At 70.1% G+C, this 24022-nt stretch carries 21 protein-coding genes, 6 tRNA genes and 1 riboswitch; of the genes, 15 read left to right on the forward strand and 12 right to left on the reverse strand.

The window, feature by feature from the left end:
- Positions 1-187: 187 nt before the first annotated feature.
- Entirely contained in the window at positions 188-394 is a 207-nt protein-coding gene (bldC, locus tag ACIOKD_RS29320) for a developmental transcriptional regulator BldC (protein WP_003949541.1), read from the forward strand.
- 516 nt (positions 395-910) lie between these two features.
- Here the strand turns inward: bldC and ACIOKD_RS29325 are convergent.
- The 3 genes from ACIOKD_RS29325 to hrpA form a co-directional block, all read right to left on the reverse strand.
- Positions 911-1093, reverse strand: coding sequence for a DUF6274 family protein (locus ACIOKD_RS29325; RefSeq protein ID WP_402089940.1), 183 nt, complete (start codon positions 1091-1093; stop codon positions 911-913).
- A 301-nt stretch (positions 1094-1394) separates the two neighbouring features.
- A tRNA-Asp gene (locus ACIOKD_RS29330) sits at positions 1395-1469 on the reverse strand.
- A gap of 93 nt (positions 1470-1562) precedes the next feature.
- Positions 1563-5579 (reverse strand): ATP-dependent RNA helicase HrpA, encoded by a 4017-nt coding sequence (gene hrpA / locus ACIOKD_RS29335; RefSeq protein ID WP_402089942.1) that lies wholly within the window; start codon positions 5577-5579, stop codon positions 1563-1565.
- A gap of 148 nt (positions 5580-5727) precedes the next feature.
- Between hrpA and ACIOKD_RS29340 the strand changes: the two genes are divergently transcribed.
- Positions 5728-6819 carry an ABC transporter permease gene (locus tag ACIOKD_RS29340; RefSeq protein WP_402090012.1) on the forward strand — a complete coding sequence of 364 codons (1092 nt, stop codon included), beginning with the start codon at positions 5728-5730 and terminating at the stop codon, positions 6817-6819.
- 261 nt (positions 6820-7080) lie between these two features.
- Here the strand turns inward: ACIOKD_RS29340 and ACIOKD_RS29345 are convergent.
- The 4 genes from ACIOKD_RS29345 to ACIOKD_RS29360 all read right to left on the reverse strand — a co-directional run bounded on the left by ACIOKD_RS29345 (position 7081) and on the right by ACIOKD_RS29360 (position 9012).
- Positions 7081-7154: transfer RNA gene (locus tag ACIOKD_RS29345), tRNA-Phe, on the reverse strand.
- Between the two features lie 24 nt (positions 7155-7178).
- Positions 7179-7253 (reverse strand) — tRNA-Asp (locus ACIOKD_RS29350).
- Positions 7254-7302: 49 nt separating this feature from the next.
- Positions 7303-7375: transfer RNA gene (locus ACIOKD_RS29355), tRNA-Glu, on the reverse strand.
- An 80-nt stretch (positions 7376-7455) separates the two neighbouring features.
- On the reverse strand, positions 7456-9012 hold the full coding sequence (locus ACIOKD_RS29360) for a metallophosphoesterase (RefSeq protein WP_402089944.1): 1557 nt from the start codon (positions 9010-9012) through the stop codon (positions 7456-7458).
- A 114-nt stretch (positions 9013-9126) separates the two neighbouring features.
- Between ACIOKD_RS29360 and ACIOKD_RS29365 the strand changes: the two genes are divergently transcribed.
- From ACIOKD_RS29365 to ACIOKD_RS29385, 5 genes are all read left to right on the forward strand, one after another.
- A complete protein-coding gene (locus ACIOKD_RS29365; RefSeq protein ID WP_067435541.1) occupies positions 9127-9477 on the forward strand; it encodes a metallopeptidase family protein in 351 nt (116 codons plus the stop codon).
- A 166-nt stretch (positions 9478-9643) separates the two neighbouring features.
- The gene (locus tag ACIOKD_RS29370; protein ID WP_402089946.1) at positions 9644-10165 is read left to right on the forward strand and encodes a hypothetical protein; all 522 of its coding nucleotides are present in this window, start codon (positions 9644-9646) and stop codon (positions 10163-10165) included.
- Positions 10166-10417: 252 nt separating this feature from the next.
- Positions 10418-12736, forward strand: coding sequence for a DEAD/DEAH box helicase (locus ACIOKD_RS29375; RefSeq protein ID WP_402089948.1), 2319 nt, complete (start codon positions 10418-10420; stop codon positions 12734-12736).
- Between the two features lie 214 nt (positions 12737-12950).
- Entirely contained in the window at positions 12951-14486 is a 1536-nt protein-coding gene (locus ACIOKD_RS29380) for an amino acid permease (RefSeq protein WP_402089949.1), read from the forward strand.
- 260 nt (positions 14487-14746) lie between these two features.
- A tRNA-Lys gene (locus ACIOKD_RS29385) sits at positions 14747-14819 on the forward strand.
- A 51-nt stretch (positions 14820-14870) separates the two neighbouring features.
- Here ACIOKD_RS29385 and ACIOKD_RS29390 read toward each other — a convergent pair.
- Complete coding sequence (locus ACIOKD_RS29390; protein ID WP_402089951.1) at positions 14871-15161, reverse strand: GntR family transcriptional regulator; 291 nt, start codon at positions 15159-15161, stop codon at positions 14871-14873.
- A 187-nt stretch (positions 15162-15348) separates the two neighbouring features.
- Here ACIOKD_RS29390 and ACIOKD_RS29395 point away from each other — a divergent pair, with 187 nt between their 5' ends.
- Genes ACIOKD_RS29395 through ACIOKD_RS29410 form a run of 4 tightly spaced genes read left to right on the forward strand, consistent with a single transcriptional unit; the run spans position 15349 to position 16611 of the window.
- A complete protein-coding gene (locus ACIOKD_RS29395; RefSeq protein WP_402089953.1) occupies positions 15349-15579 on the forward strand; it encodes a hypothetical protein in 231 nt (76 codons plus the stop codon).
- Complete coding sequence (locus tag ACIOKD_RS29400) at positions 15579-15911, forward strand: hypothetical protein (RefSeq protein WP_402089955.1); 333 nt, start codon at positions 15579-15581, stop codon at positions 15909-15911. Before ACIOKD_RS29395 ends, ACIOKD_RS29400 begins: the two co-directional genes overlap by 1 nt.
- Positions 15912-15940: 29 nt before the next feature.
- On the forward strand, positions 15941-16288 hold the full coding sequence (locus ACIOKD_RS29405; protein ID WP_366781467.1) for a DUF6247 family protein: 348 nt from the start codon (positions 15941-15943) through the stop codon (positions 16286-16288).
- Positions 16285-16611: a hypothetical protein gene (locus ACIOKD_RS29410; protein WP_402089957.1), complete on the forward strand. Its 327-nt coding sequence runs from the start codon at positions 16285-16287 to the stop codon at positions 16609-16611. Before ACIOKD_RS29405 ends, ACIOKD_RS29410 begins: the two co-directional genes overlap by 4 nt.
- Positions 16612-16627: 16 nt before the next feature.
- On the opposite strand, the gene ACIOKD_RS29415 is transcribed toward ACIOKD_RS29410, so the two are convergent.
- The 3 genes from ACIOKD_RS29415 to ACIOKD_RS29425 all read right to left on the reverse strand — a co-directional run bounded on the left by ACIOKD_RS29415 (position 16628) and on the right by ACIOKD_RS29425 (position 18425).
- A complete protein-coding gene (locus ACIOKD_RS29415; RefSeq protein ID WP_402089959.1) occupies positions 16628-17092 on the reverse strand; it encodes a hypothetical protein in 465 nt (154 codons plus the stop codon).
- Positions 17093-17156: 64 nt separating this feature from the next.
- Positions 17157-17786, reverse strand: coding sequence for a GTP cyclohydrolase II (ribA, locus tag ACIOKD_RS29420; protein WP_402089961.1), 630 nt, complete (start codon positions 17784-17786; stop codon positions 17157-17159).
- Positions 17787-17909: 123 nt separating this feature from the next.
- The gene (locus ACIOKD_RS29425) at positions 17910-18425 is read right to left on the reverse strand and encodes a MarR family winged helix-turn-helix transcriptional regulator (protein ID WP_402089963.1); all 516 of its coding nucleotides are present in this window, start codon (positions 18423-18425) and stop codon (positions 17910-17912) included.
- Positions 18426-18506: 81 nt separating this feature from the next.
- Between ACIOKD_RS29425 and ACIOKD_RS29430 the strand changes: the two genes are divergently transcribed.
- From ACIOKD_RS29430 to ACIOKD_RS29445, 4 genes are all read left to right on the forward strand, one after another.
- On the forward strand, positions 18507-19652 hold the full coding sequence (locus tag ACIOKD_RS29430; RefSeq protein ID WP_402089965.1) for a dihydrofolate reductase family protein: 1146 nt from the start codon (positions 18507-18509) through the stop codon (positions 19650-19652).
- 52 nt (positions 19653-19704) lie between these two features.
- A tRNA-Met gene (locus tag ACIOKD_RS29435) sits at positions 19705-19778 on the forward strand.
- A gap of 209 nt (positions 19779-19987) precedes the next feature.
- Positions 19988-21118, forward strand: a complete 1131-nt coding sequence (locus ACIOKD_RS29440; RefSeq protein WP_402089967.1) for a PP2C family protein-serine/threonine phosphatase — start codon at positions 19988-19990, stop codon at positions 21116-21118.
- Positions 21119-21429: 311 nt separating this feature from the next.
- Positions 21430-21587, forward strand: a riboswitch (cyclic di-AMP (ydaO/yuaA leader).
- Between the two features lie 11 nt (positions 21588-21598).
- Positions 21599-22651, forward strand: coding sequence for a M23 family metallopeptidase (locus tag ACIOKD_RS29445; RefSeq protein WP_402089969.1), 1053 nt, complete (start codon positions 21599-21601; stop codon positions 22649-22651).
- Positions 22652-22723: 72 nt separating this feature from the next.
- On the opposite strand, the gene ACIOKD_RS29450 is transcribed toward ACIOKD_RS29445, so the two are convergent.
- Entirely contained in the window at positions 22724-24016 is a 1293-nt protein-coding gene (locus tag ACIOKD_RS29450; protein ID WP_402089971.1) for a PrsW family intramembrane metalloprotease, read from the reverse strand.
- Positions 24017-24022 lie beyond the last annotated feature (6 nt).

The raw sequence follows: 24022 nt of genomic DNA on the forward strand, positions 1-24022 counted from the left end.
ACCTGGGAGGGCAATTCCATCGGTTTGGCCGACGTGGCTGGACGGATGGTGTAGTTGTAGTGCCGAGGACAAGCCGTTCGTCCTATAACCGACTCGACCCGCATCCGCCATTTCGGGCAACGCGGGTCAAGGTGCAGAATTTAGAGGAAAGAACCGAGAACGATCGGTTCTCCCGAGGAGGCCGCTCATGACCGCTCGCACCCCTGATGCCGAGCCGCTGCTGACCCCGGCTGAGGTCGCCACGATGTTCCGCGTGGACCCGAAGACGGTCACGCGGTGGGCGAAGGCCGGCAAGCTCACGTCGATCCGTACGCTCGGCGGGCATCGCCGTTACCGCGAAGCAGAGGTACGTGCACTGCTCGCGGGCATCCCGCAGCAGCGCAGCGAAGCCTGAACAACAACTGCATAGCCACATAGCAGGGTATTTCGGCAGGTCCCCCAACTTGTCGGTAGGGCCCTGACGCAGTACCGCTCAAGCGTCACCCAAGCACCACCCAGGTACCAAGCGACGCGGATCCCGCCCCAACGGGGTCCCCGCCCGAGCAAGAACCACAAGCACTGTGGGTGCGTCGTAGATCGCGCTGGACTCCGCCGGGTCCAGCGCGATCTTTTTTGTGCGCTGGTCATGGGGCGTGCGCGCTTACAGGGTCGGTCTGTGAGTGGCCTTGTCGCAGTCTGGGCGAGGCTGTCGGATCGGCTGTGAGTCCCTTCGGGGCTCAGTGCAATTGCACATATTAAATTGACCAGTTGTAGGTGGGGGGTAAGATCCGCAGGTTTGAAAACTTATGCGGTGACACCCGTCACATGTCGTGGTCCTTGTTGCGCGTGGCATACCTGCGCTAATGGGGGACGCGTTCATCTGGGGCCATGTGAGGGGTAGTTGATACGCGGCCATCGCTCAGGCGGTCGCTCACGCCGGGGAGGGGCCCTCGTCCTCCGAGGTGCCCTCCAGGTCCTCGGGGCCGGACTCCGAGGCCAGCCGCAGGAGGCGATGGCAGATCGGGCAGTGCCTCGTCCGGTGGCGGTGGCCGGAGGCGGCCGACAGATGGGCGCGGAGCAGGGCTCGCGTCTCATGCCGAGCGGTTGTCGCCATGGTCACCTCCGGTGGGGTCTGGGGCCCTGTTTTCTAGGTACTTCGGGAATGTGCCCGCGTCAAGGGCGCGTGGTTGCGGGGCGGGCCCGGAGGGGCTTGTGGGGGTGGTGTTGGCATCTGTGCCGGCCGGTCGGTGGGCTTGTTGCGCAGTTCCTCGCGCCCCTGGGGGGTGGGGAGGCGGGGATGTTCGTCGGCTGCAGGCCGGTGAGGGCTGGCCGGGCCGTTCCCCGCACCCCTGAAAGGGCGCACGAAGAAGGCCCCGCTTCCGTTGCTGGAAGCGGGGCCTTCTCTTCTTCTTCTGCGGTCCTGACGGGATTTGAACCCGCGGCCTCCACCTTGACAGGGTGGCGAGCACTCCAAGCTGCTCCACAGGACCTTGTTTCGCAGTGCGATCTTGCGTTGCGCTGCGAAACAAGACTGTACAGGAGGGTCGGCCCCCCGAGCGAACTCACCCGGTGTGCGGACGCCGTTACGGTGCGGCCGCGTCGATCGCCTTCACGATGCGCTTGTCGGAGACCGGATACGCCGTGCCCAGCGCGTGCGCGAAGTAGCTGACGCGCAGCTCCTCGATCATCCAGCGGATGTCCCGGACGGAGGAGGGGACGGGGCGGCCCTGCGGCAACTGCTCCAGCAGCCAGGCGTACTCGTCCTGCATCTCGTGGACCTTCTCCATCCGGCTGGTGTCCCGCTGCGCGTTCGTCGGCATCTGCTGCAGACGGCGGTCCGCGGCGACCAGATAGCGCATCAGGTCCGGCAGCCGCCGCAGGCCCGTCGCCGTGACGAAGCCGGGCCGCACGAGGGCGTCCAGCTGCGTCCGTACGTCCGTCAGGTTGGCGAGGAGCACAGGGCTGCGTACGCCCTTCAGACGGCGTTCACAGGCGTGCCAGGCGGCCAGCACCTGTTCGACCTGGCCGACCGTACGGACCGTCGTGTCGACGATCTCCGCGCGCACCTTCTCGTACAGCTTCCGGTACGACTCCTCGTCCCAGGCCGGGCCTCCGAAGTCGCCGATCAGCTTGTCGGCGGCGGCCGTCGCGCAGTCGTCGAACAGGGCCTGGATCGACCCGTGCGGATTCGCGGACAGGGCCAGCTTCTGGGCGTTGGTGAGCTTGTCCGACGCGAACTTCGCCGGATTCACCGGGATGTTGCGCAGGATGAGCCGCCGCGTGCCCCTCCACATCGCCTGCTGCTGCTCGGCCTCGGTGTCGAAGAGGCGTACGGAGACGGTGTTCGCCGCCGGGCCGTCGTCGACCAGCGCCGGGTACGCCTTCACCGGCTGGCCCGCCCGGCGCGTCTCGAAGAGGCGGGTGAGGGAGCCGATGGTCCAGTCGGTCAGCCCCGTGCGCTCCAGGGACTCCCCGCCCTCCCGCTGGGCGGTGGCCGCCGCGGCCTGCGAGATCGCCTGGCGCGCCTTCGGCTTCAGACGGACCTTCAGCGCCTCCAGGTCCTTGTCCTCGGCCAGCTTGCGGCGCCGCTCGTCGACGATCCGGAAGGTGATCTTCAGATGGTCGTCGAGCCTGGACCAGTCGAAGTCGTCGGCCGTGAGCGGCACTCCGACCATGCGCTTCAGCTCGCGCGCCATCGTCACGGTCAGGGGCTCCTGCAGGGGCACCGCCCGCTCCAGGAACCGCCGCGCGAAGTCGGGCGCGGGCACGTAGTTGCGGCGGATCGGCTTCGGCAAGGAACGGATCAGCTCGGTGACGACCTGTTCCCGCAGCCCGGGGATCTGCCACTCGAAGCCGTCGTCCGTGACCTGGTTCAGCACCTGGAGCGGAACGTGGACGGTCACACCGTCCGCGTCGGCGCCCGGCTCGAACTGGTACGTGACGGGGAACTTCAGCCGCCCCTGCCGCCATGAGTCCGGATAGTCGTCCTTGGTGACCGCCCCGGCCGTCTCCCGGATGAGCATCGAGCGCTCGAAGTCGAGGAGGTCGGGCTCCTCCTGGTGCTTGTGCTTCCACCAGGAATCGAAGTGGGCGCCGGACACGACATGCGCGGGCACCCGTTCCTCGTAGAAGTCGAAGAGCGTGTCGTCGTCGACCAGGATGTCCCGGCGCCGCGCCCGGTGCTCCAGCTCCTCGACCTCGGTGAGGAGCCGGCGGTTGTCGGAGAAGAACTTGTGGTGCGTACGCCAGTCGCCCTCGACGAGCGCGTTGCGGATGAACAGCTCGCGGCTGGTCTCGGGGTCGATGCGCCCGTAGTTGACCTTCCGCTGGGCGATGATCGGCACGCCGTACAGCGTGACCTTCTCGTACGCCATCACCGCCGCCTGGTCCTTCTCCCAGTGCGGTTCGCTGTACGTGCGCTTCAGCAGGTGCTCCGCGAGCGGCTCGATCCACTCGGGCTCGATCCTCGCGTTGACGCGGGCCCACAGCCGGGACGTCTCGACGAGTTCGGCGGACATCACGAAACGCGGAGGCTTCTTGAAGAGGGCCGAGCCGGGGAAAATCGCGAACTTGGCGTTGCGGGCGCCGATGTAGTCGTTCTTCGCGCTGCTCCTGCCGCCTTCGCGCCCGCCGTCCTTCCCTCCGGAGTCCTTCCCGCTCTCCTTCACGTCCTTCATGCCGATGTGCGAGAGCAGGCCGGCCAGGAGGGAGAGGTGGACATGCTGCTCGGGTGCGTCGGTACCCGTCGCGGACTCCTCCAGATGGAGGCCCATCTGCTTGGCGACGGTCCGCAGCTGCGAGTAGATGTCCTGCCACTCGCGGATGCGCAGGAAGTTCAGGTACTCCTGCTTGCACATGCGACGGAAAGACGACGAGCCGCGCTCCTTCTGCTGCTCGCGCACATACCGCCAGAGGTTGAGGTACGCGAGGAAGTCGGACGTCTCGTCCTTGAAGCGGGCGTGCTGCTGATCGGCCTGCGCCTGCTTCTCGGCCGGCCGCTCGCGCGGGTCCTGGATGGAGAGCGCCGCCGCGATCACCATGACCTCGCGCACACAGCCGTTCTTGTCGGCTTCCAGGACCATGCGGGCCAGCCGCGGGTCGACGGGCAGCTGGGCGAGCTTGCGGCCGGTGTCCGTGAGCCGCTTGCGGGGGTCCTTCTCCGCGGGATCGAGGGCGTTCAGCTCCTGGAGGAGCTGGACGCCGTCGCGGATGTTGCGGTGGTCCGGCGGGTCGATGAAGGGGAACTTCTCGATCTCACCGAGCCCGGCCGCGGTCATCTGGAGGATGACGGACGCCAGGTTCGTACGGAGGATCTCGGCGTCGGTGAACTCCGGGCGGGCGAGGAAGTCGTCCTCGGAGTAGAGCCGGATGCAGATGCCGTCACTCGTACGGCCGCAGCGGCCCTTGCGCTGGTTGGCGCTGGCCTGCGAGATCGCCTCGATGGGCAGGCGCTGGACCTTCGTGCGGTGGCTGTAGCGGGAGATGCGGGCGTTGCCCGGGTCGATCACGTACTTGATGCCCGGGACGGTCAGGGAGGTCTCGGCGACGTTGGTCGCCAGAACGATCCTGCGCCCGGTGTGGGCCTGGAAGACGCGGTGCTGCTCGGCGTGCGAGAGCCGCGCGTAGAGAGGAAGTACCTCGGTGAATCTGTACTTCCTCTTCTCCAGCGCGTCCGCCGTGTCCCGGATCTCCCGCTCCCCGGAGAGGAAGACCAGGATGTCGCCCTTGCCCTCGCCCTGCAGTTCCTCGACGGCGTCGCAGATCGCGGTGATCTGGTCGCGGTCGGCGTCGTCACCGTCCTCTTCGAGGAGCGGGCGGTAGCGCACGTCCACGGGGTACGTGCGTCCGCTGACCTCGACGATCGGCGCGTCCCCGAAGTGTCTGGAGAAGCGCTCGGGGTCGATGGTCGCGGAGGTGATGACGACTTTCAGGTCCGGCCGCTTCGGAAGGAGCTGGGCCAGATAGCCGAGCAGGAAGTCGATGTTCAGGGACCGTTCGTGGGCCTCGTCGATGATGATCGTGTCGTACGCGCGCAGCTCACGGTCCGTCTGGACCTCGGCGAGCAGGATGCCGTCCGTCATCAGCTTGACGAAGGTGGCCTCCGGGCTGACCTGGTCGGTGAAGCGGACCTTCCAGCCGACGGCCTCGCCCAGCGGGGTGTCCAGCTCCTCGGCGACCCGCTCGGCGACGGTACGGGCGGCGATACGGCGGGGCTGGGTGTGCCCGATCATGCCGCGGACGCCGCGGCCCAGCTCCAGGCAGATCTTGGGAATCTGGGTCGTCTTGCCGGAGCCGGTCTCGCCCGCGACGATGACGACCTGGTGATCACGGATGGCGTCCGCGATCACGTCCTTCTTCTGGCTGACGGGCAGCTGCTCGGGGTACGAGACGGTGGGCACGCGGCCGCGCCGCTCGGCCATACGGGTCTCGGCCTTCGCCACCTCCGTCTCGATCTCGGCGGTGACGGTGGCGCGGGCCTCTGGCTTGCGGATCCGGCGCGCGCCTTCGAGTCTGCGCCCGAGCCGGTGCGCGTCGCGCAGTGACAGCTCGGCCAGACGGGAGGCGAGATCGCCGAGGGCGGGGGCAGGATGCGTAGACATACGCGGTCCAGGATCTCACCTCGGGGAAACGTGCGGCGAACGCTTTTGCGCCGGGGGTGCTCCCGCTGTGAACGTCCGGGGTACTCCCGCGGCGGACGTCGCGAAGAAATATCCCGTACGTCCCTTTAGCGTGGGGCGTATGTCCGAGATGTCGCACGGTGCCCATGGCAGACCGCCCACGCGGCGCGAACGCTGGACCTCCTTCAAGGAGTCCCCCTTCCTCCCCGCGTCGGTGCTGGTGCTGATCCTCGCCGCGGCGGCGGGCCTCTTCGCGGGCTCGTACACGTACTCCATGGCGAACCCGACCCCGCGCCATGTGCCGACCGCGACGGTGGGCTCGTACGAGGAGGGACGGGGCAAGGCGTTCCTCGCCGGGATGGAGAAGGAGCTCGACGCCTCGCTGAGGATCCACGCGTACGACAGCCGGGCGGCGGCCGTGCAGGCGGTGAACGACCAGAAGGTCTTCGCGATCCTCGATGCGCGGGACGACGGCAGGGCGGTGGTCCTCGACGTCTCCGCGGCGTCCGGGGCATCGGTCGCGGATCTGCTGGAGCAGGCGGCGCCGGCCGTCGGCAAGGCCACGGGAGTGGCGGTCACGGTCCGGGACATCAAGCCCCTCCAGGAGGGCGACCCGCGCGGCCTGGCCATCTTCTACATCTCCCTGGCGGCCGTGATCATCGGCTTCATCGGGGCGATCCAGCTCAGCGTGCACGCGCGGGGGCTGAACCCGATGGAACGCATCGCGTTCACCGCCGCGTACGCCCTGCTCGGCGGTTTCGCGATCGTGGTGGCGGTCGACTGGGTCCTCGGAGCCCTGGATCTGCCGTTCGTCGAGTCCTGGCTGATCCTCGCGCTGACCATGTTCACGTCCGGCATGGTCTTCACGATGTTCAACACCCTGTTCGGGCGCTGGGCGATGCTCCCCACCTGGGGGCTGATGGTCATGCTCGGCAACCCCTCCTCGGGCGGCGCGGTCTCCTGGCCCCTGCTGCCGTCCCCGCTCGGCGTCATCGGCCGCTGGCTCCCGCCCGGGGGCTCGGTCAACGCCCAGCACACGGCGGTGTACTTCGCCGGCCACCAGCACATCTTCCCGTTCCTGGTCCTGGGCGGCTGGGCCCTGATCTCCTGCGCGGTCTTCTGGACCTGGCGCCACCGCCACCCGGGCGGCCGCGACTCGGGCCCGTCCCACGCGGCGGGCACCCCACCCCCGGAGAGCCCCGGCCCCGGGACGGCGACCTGAGCGTCACGCCGGCGCCCTTCAGGGCCGCTGGAAAGTGCGCGTCACGCCGGCGTCCTCAGGGGCGCGGGAAGGTGCGCGTCACGCCGATGTCTTTCAGGGGCGCGGGGAGGTGCGCGTCACGCCGATGTCTGTCAGGGGCGCGGGGAACTGCGCGACCAGCCACGACGGACCCGCAGCCGAACACTCCGCCACCGGCCACCAACCACCAACCACCAGGCGCACAGCAAAGGCCCCGTCCACCCGGACGGGGCCTTCGAACTGTGGCTGGGGCCGGGATCGAACCGGCGACCTATCGCTTTTCAGGCGATCGCTCGTACCAACTGAGCTACCCAGCCACGCGATCCGATGAAGAATCGCAGCGGTCCTGACGGGATTTGAACCCGCGGCCTCCACCTTGACAGGGTGGCGAGCACTCCAAACTGCTCCACAGGACCCAGCTGTTGTGCGCGAGCAAGCGAACTCAGTCTCGCACACGGTGTTGCGTGCCCCCAACGGGATTCGAACCCGTGCTACCGCCTTGAAAGGGCGGCGTCCTAGGCCGCTAGACGATGAGGGCTATCGGCCCGCCTGGGCGCTTCGCAGCGCGTCGGGGACGTCAGAAGCATATGGGATGTCGGGAGAGATCGCCAAAACGGTTTACGGGGTGGGGGCGGAAGGGGTGGTGGAGACGGGCGCGCCGGGTTGGTTCTCCTTCGGGAGATGGCGGCTGACCTCGGCCGTTGTCAGTCCGAGGCCGCCCAGTTCGATCTCGTCCCAGGCCTGGAGGCGTCGGGTGTCGCGGTCCAGATAGAGGATCGACGTCTCGATCGGGGCGGGATCGTCGCCCTCCAGCGCGCGCAGGCCGCCCCCGCCGGTCGAGCCCTCGACGCGCAGCCGCGTCCCGTACTTCATGACCTCCATCTCCTGGTGGTGGACATGGCCCGCCAGCACCAGCGGCACGTCCCCGTCCGTCTCGCGCGCGGCCGTCGGATTGTGCGCGACGGCGATGTCGACCGGGGTCCCGGCCGCCTCCTGGTCGCGGAGGGAGGAGGCCAGGCGGGCGCCCGCCAGCTCCTCGGACCGGCCGGCGCCGCCCGCCCCGGCCGAGCGGTCCGGGGTGAACTGCGGGTCGCCGATCCCCGCGAAGCGCAGGCCCGCGACCGAGACGGCCCGGCCGTCGTCGAGCACATGCACGTTCTTCATGCGCTCCAGGTAGTCCTGGGTGACCCGCCCGTCGTGGTTGCCGCGCACCCAGACGTACGGGGCGCCGAGGTCGGCCGCCGGGTCCAGGAAGCCGTTCTCCGCCGCCGTCCCGTGGTCCATCGTGTCGCCGGAGTCGACGATGACATCGATCTTGTACTGCTCCACCAGCGACGCGATGATCTTCCAGCTCGCCGGGTTGAGATGGATGTCGGAGACGTGCAGGACCCGGATCGTGGAGGGGTCCGGCGCGTACGCGGGGAGCGTGGACGTGACGTCGTACAGCTTCGTCACGTTCGTCACCAGGCGGGCCAGTTCCTTCTGGTAGACGTCGAACTCGCTGACGATGCTGCGGGCGTTGCCGACGACCGAGGGTGCCGAGGAGAGCAGGCCCGAGAACCTCGGCTCAAGGACCGACTTGGGGTTCCAGGTGGCGAAGGCCGTCGCCCCGCAGGCGGCCAGCAGCGTCAGCGCCAGGCCGCCCGCCGCGAGGGCGCGGCGCGGGCGGCGGTAGACCGCCAGGCCCAGCCCCGTCGCACCGGCGACCACCGCGACACAGGACCGTACGGCCAGGTCGAGCGTGCCGGCGCCGACGTCCTCGGCGACCTCGTCCTGGAGGCCGGAGAGCCGTTCCGGGTGGTCGACGAGCGCCTGCGAGCGGACCGGGTCGAGCTGGTCGACGTCCACGTCGAGCCGCAGGGGAGCGGTGTGGCTGCGCAGTTCGAGGGCGCCGAGCGGAGAGACGTTGATCTTCGTGCCGCCCGTGAGCGAGGGGCGCAGCGTCATCGTGGTGTCCATCGGGCCGACCGGCGCCCGGACGTTCCCGACGACCAGCAGACCGAGCCAGGCGCCGAGCAGCACGACGGCGACGAGCCCGAGCGCACGGGTGTAGGGGTGCGGCTGGTGGACGAGTTCGATGACGGGGTGGGAACGCCGTGAGCGGTAGTGACGTACGAGGATGCGGGGAACCTTCCGTACGCGGAGCAGAGCGGCGGCAGCGGGGACGCGGGCCATTGGGCCCGTATGCCCAAGTGGTGGGGCGGGTATGCGGCGCCCCGGCCGCCGTCCGTCATGGGTCCCGTACGCGGCAGCCCTACCGTCCGGGCGTCCGTACCGGACAATGGTCCTGTGCTGGAGATGACGCGCGAGGAGTTCGAGGAACTGGTCGCCGAGGCCCTGGACCGGATTCCTCCGGAGCTGACACGATTGATGGACAACGTGGCGGTGTTCGTCGAGGACGAACCGCCCGCCGACGATCCCGAACTGCTCGGGCTCTACGAGGGGACTCCGCTGACCGATCGCGGTGAGTGGTACGCCGGGGTGCTGCCGGACCGGATCACGATCTACCGGGGGCCCACGCTGCGGATGTGCGGGTCGCGCGAGGAGGTGGTGGCCGAGACCGAGGTGACGGTGGTGCACGAGATCGCCCACCACTTCGGCATCGACGACGCGCGCCTGCACGCCCTCGGGTACGGCTGACGTCCGGCCGGACGCGGCCGGCATCCGACCCCGGGCGCACGGGCCGGCGTACGGCCGCGTGTCCTCTCGCGGGCGGCGGGAGTTGGGCAGGGGGACTCCTCGTACCCATCCCCGCGCTCCCGGCTCCGCCCGGACAGGAGGGGACCCCATCCGGAGGTAGCTGCCCGTGCGCGCCATGTACGTACCCGTCCGTCTGGCCGCCGCGGCCCTGGCAGTCGCCGCCTCAGCGGGCTGCATGAGCGTCGGTGACGACGAGGGGAGCGGCCGGGCCGGACCCTCCCACTCGGCGGGACAGCAGGGCGGCGAGGGACCCGACGGGGGGTCCGCGGTGAGCCGCGGGGTCTCCGGCCGACACGGGACGAGTGACGGAAAACACGCCAGGGTGAAGCCGGGCGGTTCCGCGTCGGGGTCGGCGTCGCCGTCGGCGGGGGAGAGCGGTTCGGCCGCGCCGAAGAAGCCGGTCAAGGGCGACACCGGCAGGAAGAAGCCCAGGCCGGGGATGCCTTCTCCGACCAGGGAACAGCCCACGCCGACGCGTCAGGACCCGGAGCCGACGCCCTCCAGGGAGACCCCGCCGCCGTCCCCGGACCCGACCACCGCCGAGCCGTCGTCCTCGGCACACCCGGAGCCCGAACCGCAGCTCGTCGAGCGTCGGGAGCCGGCGCCGGTGGCCGGGATCGCAGCCTGAGCAGGGTCCGGCCGCCTCCGGTGTGGGGGTGTCGTGCGGGCCTCTGACCTGGACATTCGGGCCCGGTTTGCCTTGAGTGGCAGAGGGTGCGTATGGTAGTAGATCGTTTGATCCCATCGCCCGGCGCCATCACAGAGCGCCGCGTGGCGCGTACTCTCCCTTGCCGTGGCTGACCGCATTGAGGCGGTCGTTTGCGAAATCACGGAGTTGACGGGCGCGTGCCGAAGAGACTCCGGAAGGTTTCGCATTCGCATGTCCATTTCCAGTACTGATCACATCGTCGTGCCCGAGAACGAGGCGCCCGAGGTGACCGAAGAGACCGCGGCCCCCGAGCTTTCCGCGGCTCCCCAGACCTCTGAGGCCCCCGAGACCACTGAGGCCGCCGAGACCACTGAGACCCCCGAGACCCCTGGGGTCACCTTCACCGACCTCGGTCTCCCCGAGGGCGTCGTGCGCAAGCTCTCGCAGAACGGTGTGACCAGCCCCTTCCCGATCCAGACCGCGACCATCCCGGACGCCCTGGCCGGCAAGGACATCCTCGGCCGCGGCCGTACCGGCTCCGGCAAGACCCTCTCCTTCGGTCTGCCGCTGCTCACGCAGCTCTCCGGCGGTCACACCGAGAAGAAGAAGCCCCGCGGCATCATCCTCACGCCGACGCGTGAGCTCGCGATGCAGGTCGCGGACGCCCTCCAGCCGTACGGCGACGTGCTCGGCCTGAAGATGAAGGTCGTCTGCGGCGGTACGTCGATGGGCAACCAGATCTACGCCCTGGAGCGCGGTGTCGACGTCCTCGTCGCCACCCCGGGCCGCCTGCGCGACATCATCGCCCGCGGCGCCTGCTCCCTGGAGAACGTCCAGGTGGCCGTGCTCGACGAGGCCGACCAGATGTCCGACCTGGGCTTCCTGCCCGAGGTCACCGAGCTGCTCGACCAGATCCCCGGCGGCGGCCAGCGCATGCTGTTCTCGGCCACGATGGAGAACGAGATCTCCACGCTGGTCAAGCGCTACCTGACGAACCCGGTGACGCACGAGGTCGACAGCGCCCAGGGCAACGTCACGACCATGACGCACCACATCCTCATCGTGAAGCCCAAGGACAAGGCGCCGGTCACCTCCGCGATCGCCTCCCGCAAGGGCCGCACGATCATCTTCGTCCGCACCCAGCTGGGCGCCGACCGTATCGCCGAGCAGCTGTGCGACTCCGGTGTGAAGGCCGACGCGCTGCACGGCGGTATGACCCAGGGCGCCCGTACGCGCGTTCTTGAGGACTTCAAGAAGGGCTACGTCAACGCGCTCGTCGCGACCGACGTCGCCGCCCGCGGCATCCACGTCGACGGCATCGACCTGGTCCTGAACGTGGACCCGGCCGGTGACCACAAGGACTACCTGCACCGCTCCGGCCGTACGGCCCGTGCGGGACGCAGCGGCACGGTCGTGTCGCTCTCCCTGCCGCACCAGCGCCGCCAGCTCTTCCGTCAGATGGAGGACGCCGGCGTCGACGCCACGCGTCACATCATCCAGGGCGGCGCCGCCTTCGACCCGGAGGTCGCGGAGATCACGGGCGCCCGGTCGATGACCGAGGTCCAGGCCGAGTCCGCGGGCAACGCGGCACAGCAGGCGGAGCGTGAGGTGTCGCAGCTCACCAAGGAGCTGGAGCGCGCGCAGCGGCGTGCCGTCGAGCTGCGCGAGGAGGCCGACCGCCTGGTCGCCCGCTCCGCGCGTGAGCGTGGCGAGGACCCGGAGACCGCGCTGGCCGAGGCGGCTGCGGTCGTCGAGGCCGCCGCGGCGGCCGTGGCCCAGGAGCCGGTGGCGCAGGCCGCCGAGCAGGTGCGCGACGAGCCGCGTCAGCGTCGTGACGACCGCGGCAACTACGAGCGTCGTGACAACCGTCGCGACGACCGTCCGTCCGGTGGTTTCCGCCGTGACGACCGCGGTGGCGACCGTGGCGGCTTCCGCCGTGACGACCGTCCGTCGGGTGGCTCCGGTGGCGGCTTCAACCGTGACCGCCGTGACGGCGACCGTCCCTCGGGCGGCGGCTTCAACCGTGACCGTCGCGACGACCGTCCGTCGGGTGGCTCCGGTGGCGGCTTCAACCGTGACCGCCGTGACGGCGACCGTCCCACCGGCGGCGGCTTCAACCGTGACCGTCGTGACGAGCGCCCCTCGGGTTCCGGCGGTTTCCGCCGGGACGACCGCGGTGGCGACCGTGGCGGCTTCCGCCGCGACGACCGTCCCTCGGGCTCCTCCGGCACCTCGGGCAGCGCCGGTGGCGGCTTCAACCGTGACCGCCGCGACGGCGACCGTCCCACCGGCGGCGGCTTCCGCCGTGACGACCGTCCCTCGGGCGGCCACCGGGGCAGCGACCGTCCGTTCAACCGTGACCGGCAGAGCGACCGTCCCACCGGCGGCGGCTTCCGCTCCGGCGGCCACGACCGCCCGTCCGGCCGTCGCGACGACCACCGTGGCGCGGGCTCCGGCGCGGGCACGGGCACGGGCTCCGGTTCGAGCTCGGGTACCGGCTCCTCCTTCGGCCGCCGCGACGACAAGCCGCGCTGGAAGCGCAACGGCTGACGTCCGCTGACGTCGTAGCAGCAACGTAGTAGGCGAAGGGCTCGGACGACCTCGGTCGTCCGGGCCCTTCGGCGTTCGTTCCCGCAGGTCCGGGGCGCGTGCCGGAGCCGGGCTGCGTCGACGTCTGCGTCGATGCCGTGTCGGGGCCGTGTTTCGGCCAGATGAACCGCACTGTGGCGCATGTCATACCCCCGGCGAGGGAATTGCTGGGGGCATGACAGAAGACGCCAGAGTGAGTGGGCTGTCGGACGAAGAGCGGCTGGCCCAGCTCGGTTACACGCAGGTTCTCGCCCGCCGCATGTCGGCGTTCTCCAACTACGCGGTCTCCTTCACGATCATCTCGGTCCTGTCGGGCTGCCTGACGCTCTACCTGTTCGGCATGAACACCGGCGGGCCCGCCGTGATCACCTGGGGCTGGGTCGTGGTCGGGCTCATGACCCTGTTCGTCGGGTTCGCGATGGCCGAGATCTGTTCGGCGTACCCGACCTCCGCGGGCCTGTACTTCTGGGCCCACCGTCTCGCCCCGTCGCGTACGGCGGCGGCCTGGGCGTGGTTCACGGGTTGGTTCAACGTCCTCGGCCAGGTCGCGGTGACCGCCGGCATCGACTTCGGGGCGGCCTCGTTCCTGGGCGCGTACCTGAACCTGCAGTTCGGCTTCGAGGTCACCCCCGGCCGCACGATCCTGCTCTTCGCCGCCATCCTGATCCTGCACGGCCTGCTGAACACCTTCGGCGTACGCATCGTCGGCCTCCTCAACAGCGTCAGCGTGTGGTGGCACGTCGTGGGCGTCGCGGTCATCGTGGGCGCGCTGACCTTCGCGCCGGACCAGCACCAGTCGGCGTCCTTCGTCTTCACGGAGTTCGTGAACAACACGGGCTGGGGCAGCAGCTTCTACGTGGTGCTGCTCGGCCTGCTGATGGCGCAGTACACCTTCACCGGGTACGACGCCTCGGCGCACATGACGGAGGAGACGCACGACGCGTCCACGGCCGGGCCCAAGGGCATCGTCCAGTCCATCTGGACGTCGTGGATAGCGGGCTTCGTCCTCCTCCTCGGCTTCACCTTCGCGATCCAGTCGTACGACGGCGCCCTCACGTCGCCGACGGGCGTACCGCCGGCCCAGATCCTCCTGGACGCGCTGGGCGCGACGGCGGGCAAACTCCTGCTCCTCGTCGTCATCGGCGCACAGCTCTTCTGCGGCATGGCGTCGGTGACGGCCAACTCCCGCATGATCTACGCCTTCTCGCGCGACGGGGCGCTCCCGTACTCGAACCTCTGGCACACGGTGAACCCGCGCACACGTACGCCCGTCGCGGCGGTGTGGCTCGCGGCGCTGAGCGCGCTGGTCCTCGGCCTGCCGTACCTGATCAACGTGACTGCGTACGCGGCGGTGACGTCGATCGCGGTGATCGGCCTCTACATCGCGTACGTCATCCCGACCCTGCTGCGGCTGCGGAAGGGCGAGGCGTTCGAACGGGGCCCGTGGCACCTGGGCCGCTGGTCCCGCCCGATAGGCATCGTGGCGGTCGCCTGGGTGGGCGTGATCACGGTCCTGTTCATGCTCCCCCAGGTCTCCCCGGTCACCTGGGAGACCTTCAACTACGCCCCCATCGCCGTCCTGGCGGTCCTCGGCTTCGCGGCGGCGTGGTGGTTCGCCTCGGCCCGGCACTGGTTCCTGAACCCGGACCACGAGCGCACCCACGCCCGCGAGGCGGCTCGCGCGGGCGCCCCGAAGCCGCTGGACCCGTGACGTCCGGGCCCGCCCTGGAGCCGGTTGATCCGTAACCTCCCGACCTGCCCTGGAGCCGCTGAATCCGTAACCTCCCGACCTGCTCTGGAGCCGCTGGATCCGTGACGTCCCGGCCCGCCCCGAGGCCGGTTGCTCCGTGACCTCCCGACCCTCCGGCGCGGCCGGGACACCGATACCCGATCGGAGTCCCGGCCGCGTCCGGCTATGCTCGTTCCTGCGTCGACCACGGTCGGTGCGCGCGTCGGCGTTGCCCGGCGCGGGGACCCTTAGCTCAATTGGCAGAGCAGTGGACTTTTAATCCATTGGTTGTGGGTTCGAGTCCCACAGGGTCTACGCGAAAGCCCCCAGCTCAGAGGCACTTGAGCTGGGGGCTCGTTTCGTTCGTCATGCCTGACGGGGTTCGCCCTCGTCGCCGGGAGGCCGTTCCACGACGAAGGACCCTTTGCCGCGCACGGTGACGATGAGTCCGCGCTCACGCAGTTCCTGAGCGGCACGCCGGGCGGTCAGCCGGGCCACGCCGTACTCGTCGGCGAGATGGTTCTCCGAGGGGATGGGCCGGTCGGGCGCCAGCTCGCCGGACGCGATCTTCCCCGAGATGACGTCGGCCAGCTGCGCGTAGAGCGGCCTCGCGCTCATCGGATCCAGGACAGCCTTCGGCTCTTCCTTATCGCTCATGTGTCCAACGTAGAGCAGCAGAGATACCCACGAACGTGTGGATCCCTCTCCACTTGTATGTAGAGGGCTGCACCCTGATATAGCTTCACAGACATAAGGACCCCGGCGAGGTGGCAAGACCTCCCGGGGCGTGGTCAACGCCAAATAGGAGCGTCAACATGCTCGACCTTATCCGCCGCACCCTCCAATGGATGCGGCTTCTTTTCTGTCCGGGTACCGCAGGCGGCGGCGCACTCGCCATCGCGCCCGCCTCTGCCTGCACATCACCGCCGTACGGCACCCCTCCCCGTACGAGCTCGTCGCCCGCGACCCGCAAGCGGCACTCCAGCAGCGTCGCCGGCTCGCCCTCGTGCTCGCCGCCGATCTGGGGATCGACCTCGACTCGCATCTGATCGGTGCGCGGGAGGTGGCCGCCTGATGGGGCGCCCCGCCGACCCCGCACCCCGCCTGCTGCCCTGGCAGTCGCTCGACGGGAAGCCCTGTTATCTGGTCACGGACGACAGTGGCGGCCGGCATCTGTCCCGGCTCGCCGACGACCTGGAGGCCGTCCTGCTCGCCACGGGCACCGACGTGCTCGACCTCGCCCGCCCGTTGCTGGACGACCCGGCGTCACCGCCCGCGGAGCTGCGCTTCGCCGGCCGCCGGCTCGCCGAGTGCCTGACCGACGCCCTGCGCGTCGCCGAGTCCCGGGGCATGCGCCTGTCCGCCCCGCAGGCCCCCCGCACAACCGGGAGCGGACTATGGTCGTAACCACGACGCGTCGAAGGAGTTCACCGGTCATGACCGCTCACGCCGCCGAACCGACACCGGCCGTCCCACCCATGCCGGAGCGGAATCCGAAGGCACTGCGCGAGGCCATCGCCGAGTACGCACCGCAGCTCCTTGCCGACTTCGACGAGCACTGGAAGTGGGCCGTCGCCGACGCGTACGACATCAGCACGGTCCCGGCGTTCATGGCCCGTTGGTGGGGCCAGTACGCGATAGCCCGCGATCCGGGGCTCAACGCCCACGTGGCCGACCTCGAACAGCGCGCGGCGGAGTCCACCGACCTCGCCGAAGCCAAGGCGCTCGTCGAAGAGGCATCAAACATCCGCCACCAGGTACGGCGGCTGGAGCCCGGCCAGTGACCGACGAAGGATTCATGGGTCCGCCGTGGCAGATGGACTGGACGCTCAAGGCCCAGGCGGCCCGCGACGCTCTGCCCGAGAACGTGCGAAAAATGGTCGATGCCGCGCGGGCCGAGCTGGTCACTGCGAAGGACCCCTATTTCCGGGGCATCGACGCCGATGTGGATCTTCCTCGCGACATGAAGGTCCGGCCGGTCGACTCCAGCAAGCCGAAGGGAGCCCGAGTCCTCCTCTTCGACAACGGACACGGCTGGATGACCTACACCTTCATCCGGCGCACCGAGGATCCCCAGGTAGTCGTCGAGGAGATTTTTTGGCAGTGATCCCTACAGCTCCGGCTCACGTGATCACCAGCAGCGCCGTCCACATCACCGCCGCCAGGGACGGCAGCAAGTAGGCGATCAGGACGATCGAGCGGCCCCGGCCCCGGCCTCGTACCTGGCCGCGCGTGGACCAGCTCGACCACGTCGCCGCGTACTCCGGCAGGCGTTCCACCGCTCGGCGCTGTACGTGCTGGTAGTACAGGCGGTGCCGGTGGCCCACGTACAGCCAGGTGAGGGCCAGTACGAGGCCGAAGGCTGCCAGGACGCGTGCTGCCACCAGGTGTCGCTCCGAGGTGAGGAGCGTCGTGTACGCCACGGCGAAGAGCGACTGGCCCACCAGGAAGAGGTTGCCCCGCTGGAACAGCATCGTGTTCTCGTGCAGCGCGTGCTGCCAGAGCCGGCCGTCCTCCGCCATGCGCTGTGTCTCCGCCAGCGCCAGCGCCTGTGCCTGGGCGTCGGTGTCACTGTCGTCGTCCTCCATGTCACCGTTCTGCCCCGCCGCACCGCGGAGCCACCGCTTCCGCGCGGCGGTGCCAGCAGCGGTGTCAGCCCGCCGTCAGCTTCGCCAGCGGGAGCGTGTGCTGGGTCTGGAGGACCTTCGCCCGGAGGTAGAGGACGTTGTGGGCCGTCGTGAACACACCCGTAGGGACACGGTGCTGTACGTCGATGCCGAGCGCGCGGAGCTGTTCCGCCTTGTCGGGGTTGTTGGACAGGAGGTCCAGCCCCGTGATGCCGAGCGACGTGAGCATCTGGGCCGCCGCCGTGTAGTCGCGGGCGTCCTCGGGCAGGCCCAGGGCCGTGTTGGCGGCGTACGTGTCGAGGCCTTCGTCCTGGAGGGCGTACGCGTCGAGCTTGTTGTAGAGGCCTATGCCGCGGCCCTCCTGGCGGAGGTAGAGGAGGACGCCGCCGCGCTCGGCGATCTGCTCGACGGCCTCGCGCAGCTGGGGCCCGCAGTCGCAGCGCGACGAGCCGAACGCGTCACCCGTCAGGCACTCGGAGTGCAGGCGGACCAGGGGCGTGGCGCCGGCCGGGTCGCCGAGGATCATCGCCACGTGTTCCTGGCCGTCGGTCAGGCCGTGGAAGGTAACCAGTTCGGTGTCGACGCTGTAGCCGTCGTGGAAGCGCAGGGGCACCCGGACGCGCGAGCGCTGGGTGGCGGCGGGGTAGTCGGGCATGCGGGTACTCCGGTCCACGTTCCTTATCTGCTTCAGATTTGAAGCAGATCCTCGAACCGAGACCCTAGCTCATACTTTAAAGTTGAAGCAATGCAATTCTCGCTGCGGATCCTGGGCGAGGGGCTACGTGCACGGGCCCGGCGAGCGGCGGCGCCACGGGACGTCGTCCGGGGCCGCCCGGGGGTCGTCGCCCTCCAGGCCCCGCGCGACACTCGCGCAGATCTCCTCCAGTTGCCCCACCTGCTCCGGAGTGAGGCGGTCGAAGAGCGCCGCGCGGACCGTCTCCACATGGGCGGGAGCCGTACGCTCCAGCAGCGTCATCCCCTCGTCGGTCAGGACCGCGGTACTGCCGCGCCTGTCGCTGGGGCAGCCCTCACGGCGTACCGCCCCGTCCTTCTCCAGGCGGGTCACCGCGTACGTCAACCGACTGCGGGTGATCTTCGTCCGTCCGGCGAGATCGGTCATGCGCAGGCGGCGGTCCGGCGCCTCGGAGAGGTTGGCCAGGATGGAGTAGTAGACATGCGGCATACCGGCGTCCTGTTGGAGCTGCCGGTCGAGCACGTCCTCCAGGAGGTGGGAGGCGGCGATGTAGGCGCGCCAGGCGCGCTGCTCCTCGGGAGTGAGCCAGCGGGTCGTCATGCCTCCAGTGTAAGTTTGCTTCAAACTTGAACCAAGCGCGGCGTCCAGCCCGGGGCCGCGCCGCCGAAAGAGAGAGCGTCCATGCCCCACCCCTACGTCCTGTTGTCCGCCGCCGTCTCCCTCGACGGCCGCCTGGACGACACCGGCCCCGAACGGCTGCTGCTCTCCGGCCCCGCCGACTTCGACCGGGTCGACGAGGTACGGGCCGACTCCGACGCCATCCTGGTCGGCGCGGGCACCCTGCGCGCCGACAACCCCCGGCTCCTCGTCAACTCCGCCGAGCGGCGCGCCGCCCGTGTCGCCGCGGGCCGGCCCGCGTACCCGCTGAAGGTCACCGTCAGCGGCACCGGCGACCTGGACCCCACCGCCAACTTCTGGTCCACCGGCGGCGAGAAGGTCGTCTACACGACGGACGAGGGTGCCGTGACGGCCGAGCAGGCCCTGCGCGGCCTCGGCGTCGACGTCGTCCCCCTCGGGGCCGGCCTGGACTGGCGGGCCGTACTCACCCACCTCCACGACGTCCGCGGCGTACGGCGGCTCATGGTCGAGGGCGGCGGCCGGGTCCACACCCAGCTCCTCCAGCAGGGCCTCGCCGACGAACTGCAGCTCGCCCTCGCCCCCCTCGTGGTGGGGCAGCCCCACGCGCCGAAGCTGTTCGGGGAGGGCGAATACCCCGGCGGGCCCCGCAACCGGCTGCGGCTGACCGAGACCCGGCCCGTCGGAGACGTGGTGCTCATGCGATACGTGCCCACCGCACCCGGCACCGGGCCCGTACCCTCCGCCGCCGACCACCGGTGGCTGCGGCTGGCCTGCGAACTGGCCGCCGAGTGTCCGCCCTCGGCGACCGCCTTCAGTGTCGGCGCCGTTGTCGTGGCGGCCGACGGTACGGAGCTGGCCCGCGGGTACTCCCGCGAGTCCGACGCCGTCTCGCACGCCGAGGAGGCCGCGCTCGCCAAGATCGAGCCGGGCGACCCCCGGCTCCCGGCCGCCACGGTCTACAGCAGCCTGGAGCCCTGCGCCCGCCGCGCCTCGCGGCCCGCGCCCTGCGCCCGGCTGATCCTCGACGCGGGCGTGCGCCGGGTCGTCACCGCGTGGCGCGAGCCCGACACGTTCGTCGCCGCCGCGGACGGGAACGGGCTGCTCGCCGCAGCGGGCGCCGATGTCCTCGTACTGCAGGAGTACGAGAGCGCGGCAAAGGAGCCCAACCAGCACCTGAACCGAGGCTGACATCCACCCGTGTGCGTCGGGTCCCGCGAATGGCGTACAGTGGTCTTAACGACGCGGGGTGGAGCAGCTCGGTAGCTCGCTGGGCTCATAACCCAGAGGTCGCAGGTTCAAATCCTGTCCCCGCTACTGAAGGCCTGAGGTCGGAATCCAATGGATTCCGGCCTCAGGTGTTTTTCGGGGCGCAGAGGCGCCACGGCACAGAGGTACCGGGCCACAGGGGTTCCAGGGCTCAGAGGGCCCCGTGCTCGCTCGCTCACCCGCCCGGCCCCCGTCCGCTCGCCCCTCCCCGCCGGTCCCGGAACTCTGGACTGAGCGAGGTCGAGGGCAGGAGACGTGTGAACGGGCGACGAGCGGTCGAGCAGCGGTCGCCGGGTTCCGTCGAGCCGCCGGACAAGCGGACCGGACTGTACCCCCGCACCCGTGCGGTCGTCCGCGTGCTGCCCGCGCTGCTGATCGTCGCCGGTGTCCTCTACGACCTCCTCACCCCGCGGTACTTCACCGCCGCGCCCTTCCTCTCGGCCGCCTCGCTCGTCGCCGCGCCCCTGCTGTCGCGCGGCGCCACCGTGTGGACGGGCGTCGCGGGGACGGCGGCCATGGTCCTCGTGAGCCTGCGGTTCGCCATCGACGCGAGCGGGATCACCGAGATCGCCACCGTGGCCGTCGTGGCCTGCCTCGCCGTCGTCATCAACCGGCTCGTGAGCCTGGGCAACGCCCGCCTGGCCTCCGCCCACGAGATCGCCGAGGCCACCCAACGGGCCGTACTGCCCGAACCGGCCGCGCGGACCGGCGGGCTCGACCTCGCGGTCAGATACGTGGCGGCGCAGACCGACGCGCTCATCGGGGGCGACCTCTACGCCGTGCAGGACACCCCGCACGGCGTACGGCTCGTCGTGGGCGACGTCAGAGGGAAGGGCATGGGCGCGGTCGCCGCCGTGGCCGTCGTCATCGGTGCGTTCCGGGAGGCCGCCGAACAGGAGACCACCCTGGAGGCGGTCGCCCAGCGGCTGGAGCGGTCACTGATGCGTGAGGGTGTGCGGCGCGACAGCGTCGAGGTCTTCGAGGGCTTCATCACCGCCGTGCTCGCCGAGATCCCGCACGGCGCCCAGCGCGTCCGACTCGTCAACCGCGGCCACCCCGGACCGCTCCTGCTGCGCGGCGACGGAACCGTACACACGCTCGCCGCGGCGGAACCCGCGCTGCCGCTCGGGATGGGCGACCTGGGCGCCTGGCCCGACCGCGCGCAGGAGGAGGAGCTGCCGTGCGGCGCCATGCTGCTCTTCTACACGGACGGGCTGTCCGAGGCCCGGGACGAGCGGGGCGTCTTCTTCGATCCGGTGCGATGGCTGTCCGGGCGGGACTTCGCCGGCCCCGACGCGCTGCTCGCCGAGCTGGTGGACGACGTGGCCCGGTACGCCGGGGGCGGGGGCACGGACGACATGGCGCTGCTCGCCGTGCGACGGCCGTAAGGGCTGGGGGCTGGGGGCTGAGGGCTGAGGGCTACGGGCTGACGGCTACGGCTGGGAGGGTGTTGGGCGCCGCTCCGGACCTATATCACCTGCAGTAGTCGAACGACGCCCCTGCGCATAGCAACTGACGCACCATCAACAAAAGCGGTACCTGTGAATGGCGAGCAACTCGCCCGATTTACCCCGCTCACAGTGTTTAAGTCCAGGCCGGGAGCCGTAACGATCATCAAGAACAGCTTGGAATCCGGTGCCTGCGTCTATTAACGTTCGATAACGCAGCGCGGTGTCCCAGCCGTCACAAGAGACGGCTCCGTGCGCACGCGCCGAATCCCGCAAGGGAACCGGGGAACCACCTACATGGGGTGAATCGCGGGTCTTTCGTGGTGGTGAACACCGCGGTTGACGCGCGTAGGAGACCTTCCTGCTCCGAACCCGTCAGCTAACCCGGTAGGCGAGAAGGAAGGAAAGGAGCGCGCCCACGTGGCGTTCAACAGGCCTGCCCCCACACCGTCGTTCATACCGGACGAGGTGACGGGAGAGACCTCGGGCGAGAAGAAGCCCGACACCTTCGCCTTCGGCGCCCGCAAGGACGACGAGACCTGGGAGGTCTGGAATCCGAGCGCGGAGACCGTTCCTCCCGTCCGCGGCCGGCACCGCGTCTCCAAGCAGCGTGGCGGGGGACTCGCCCGCAGCTCCACCGTTCTGGGCGTCGGTGTCATAGCCGCCGTCGGCGCGGGCGGCATGGCCTCCGCGCAGACCGGCAAGCCGCCGGTGTCGATCTCGATCCCCGACCTGCCCAACGTCGGCTCGCTGATCTCCGACGACGAAGAGGCCCCGGAGGGTTCCAGCACGGCGCTCACCGCCGCCGGCCTCACCGAGGCCGACGCCGAGGAGGGCAACGCCGACGCCGGCGAGGCCCTGCGCTCGCGCATCATGCTCCAGGCCGAACTCCAGCAGGACCAGGTCGACCGCGAGGCCCAGGCCGCCGCCGAGGCCGCTGCCGCGAAGAAGGCCGCCACGCTCGCGGCCAAGGAGCAGGACGCGGCGAAGGCCAAGGCCGCCGCCGCGAAGGAGAAGAAGGAGGAGGAGGCCAAGGCGAAGGCCGAGGCCGCGCGCTTCGCCGCGCTCGCCAAGCAGTTCACACTGCCCACCTCCTCGTACACGATCACCTCCACCTTCGGGCAGTCCGGCTCGCTGTGGTCCTCCGGTCAGCACACGGGTCTGGACTTCGCCGCTCCCACGGGTACCCCGATCAAGGCCGTTCACAGCGGCACGATCACCGAGGCGGGCTGGAACGGCTCGTACGGCTACCGCACGGTCCTCACGCTCGACGACGGTACGGAGCTCTGGTACGCCCACCAGTCGTCGATCGGCGTCAGTGTCGGGCAGAAGGTCAGCACGGGCGACGTCATCGGGCGCGTGGGTGCCACCGGCAACGTCACCGGGGCGCACCTCCACCTGGAGGTCCACACCGGCGGCGGCACCGGGATCGACCCGATGGCCTGGCTGCGCGGCAAGGGCCTCAACCCGTAAACCACATCTCGGCGGCCGGCGTCGCGGCGGGTGTCCTGTGTCTTCAGGGGCGCGGGGAACTGCGATACGGCGTCAGGACCGGTACGGGTTGTACACGGGGTACGGAGGCGGATACCCGTACCCCGGCAGAGGCCACGGCGCCGGAGGCGGAGCCGTCGCCCGCGCCGCGTACGCCAGCGCGGGGCGCGCCGGCTCCCGCCGCGCCCACAGCTCGTGCAACAACTCCCGCTCGCGCACGGCGAAGTCCGCACCCGCACGCCCCCGCCGCCCCCGGTGCCGCAGAAACGCCAGCGACGTCGCGTACGCCTCGTACTCCGCCACCGCACGCCCCGCGTCCCGCCCGCCATGATGCGTGGCGTACTCCCGGGCCAGCCGCCGTGCCTTCATCGAGCCGAGGACGAACGGCTCGGGCGCGGCCAGCCACCCGGCCACGGCGTACGAGGGCAGTTCCGTACGGACCGTGCCCAGTTCGCGCTGGCGCGTCCAGACGGCCAGCCAGGTGAGCAGCCCGAAGGACGGGACCATGAAGGCCGCGTAGACCGCGAAGAAGCCGTACTCACCGAAAGCCGACGAGCCGTTCCACATCGCGTGCATGCCCATCGCGAGCAACAGCCCGGTGAGGGGCAGGAGGACGCGGCGCAGCCGGTGGCGGTCCGCCGAGAGCGCCGCGATGCCGAAGCCGATGCCCGTCAGCACGGTGAACAGCGGATGGGCGAAGGGCGACATGATCACGCGTACGAAGAAGGTCGCCGCGGTGACGGAGAAGACGCCCGTGTCGCCGGTGAGCTGGTCCGTGCCGAAGGCCGTGCCCAGGTAGAGGATGTTCTCGGTGAACGCGAAGCCGGTCGCCGTGACGCCCGCTATCACCACGCCGTCGACTATCCCCGTGAAGTCCCGTCTGCGGAACAGGAAGACGAGCAGGACGGCCGCCGCCTTCGCCGACTCCTCGACGATCGGCGCTATCACCGTCGCGCCGAGGGTGTCCGCGTGGGACGGGTCCGCCGTGGCCGTCGCTATCCACTGCGTGGCGAAACTGTTCGCGACGATGGCTATCAGCGCGGCCGCGCAGGCGCCCCACGCGAAGGAGAAGAGCAGGTTCCTCCAGGGACCCGGATCGACCCTGTCCAGCCAGCGGAACGCGGCGACGAGCAGGGGGACGGGGAGTACGGCGAGGCCGAGGCCCACCAGGAAGCCCTCCGTGCCGGTCTGTCTGCGGACGAGGGCCAGGATGACCAGGCCCGACAGGGCGAGCAGGGTGGTCAGCGCGGCGTAGCGCACCCACGTGCGCTGCCACCAGCGAGCGTGCCGACGGGCGCCTCCGGCGGGGATGCCGGGGGGTGTCGGGGGTGGAGGGCTGGTGGCCATGACAAA

The organism is Streptomyces sp. NPDC087844 (genome assembly GCF_044742785.1).
Lineage (GTDB): Bacteria > Actinomycetota > Actinomycetes > Streptomycetales > Streptomycetaceae > Streptomyces.

Bases quoted from the DNA above. Each gene is read 5' to 3' on its own strand.
- bldC (WP_003949541.1), top strand. From the start codon at position 188: ATGACCGCTCGCACCCCTGATGCCGAGCCGCTGCTGACCCCGGCTGAG.
- ACIOKD_RS29325 (WP_402089940.1), bottom strand. From the start codon at position 1,093: ATGGCGACAACCGCTCGGCATGAGACGCGAGCCCTGCTCCGCGCCCAT.
- hrpA (WP_402089942.1), bottom strand. From the start codon at position 5,579: ATGTCTACGCATCCTGCCCCCGCCCTCGGCGATCTCGCCTCCCGTCTG.
- ACIOKD_RS29340 (WP_402090012.1), top strand. From the start codon at position 5,728: ATGTCGCACGGTGCCCATGGCAGACCGCCCACGCGGCGCGAACGCTGG.
- ACIOKD_RS29360 (WP_402089944.1), bottom strand. From the start codon at position 9,012: ATGGCCCGCGTCCCCGCTGCCGCCGCTCTGCTCCGCGTACGGAAGGTT.
- ACIOKD_RS29375 (WP_402089948.1), top strand. From the start codon at position 10,418: ATGTCCATTTCCAGTACTGATCACATCGTCGTGCCCGAGAACGAGGCG.
- ACIOKD_RS29380 (WP_402089949.1), top strand. From the start codon at position 12,951: ATGACAGAAGACGCCAGAGTGAGTGGGCTGTCGGACGAAGAGCGGCTG.
- ACIOKD_RS29390 (WP_402089951.1), bottom strand. From the start codon at position 15,161: ATGAGCGATAAGGAAGAGCCGAAGGCTGTCCTGGATCCGATGAGCGCG.
- ACIOKD_RS29395 (WP_402089953.1), top strand. From the start codon at position 15,349: ATGGATGCGGCTTCTTTTCTGTCCGGGTACCGCAGGCGGCGGCGCACT.
- ACIOKD_RS29400 (WP_402089955.1), top strand. From the start codon at position 15,579: ATGGGGCGCCCCGCCGACCCCGCACCCCGCCTGCTGCCCTGGCAGTCG.
- ACIOKD_RS29405 (WP_366781467.1), top strand. From the start codon at position 15,941: ATGACCGCTCACGCCGCCGAACCGACACCGGCCGTCCCACCCATGCCG.
- ACIOKD_RS29415 (WP_402089959.1), bottom strand. From the start codon at position 17,092: ATGGAGGACGACGACAGTGACACCGACGCCCAGGCACAGGCGCTGGCG.
- ribA (WP_402089961.1), bottom strand. From the start codon at position 17,786: ATGCCCGACTACCCCGCCGCCACCCAGCGCTCGCGCGTCCGGGTGCCC.
- ACIOKD_RS29425 (WP_402089963.1), bottom strand. From the start codon at position 18,425: ATGACGACCCGCTGGCTCACTCCCGAGGAGCAGCGCGCCTGGCGCGCC.
- ACIOKD_RS29430 (WP_402089965.1), top strand. From the start codon at position 18,507: ATGCCCCACCCCTACGTCCTGTTGTCCGCCGCCGTCTCCCTCGACGGC.
- ACIOKD_RS29450 (WP_402089971.1), bottom strand. From the start codon at position 24,016: ATGGCCACCAGCCCTCCACCCCCGACACCCCCCGGCATCCCCGCCGGA.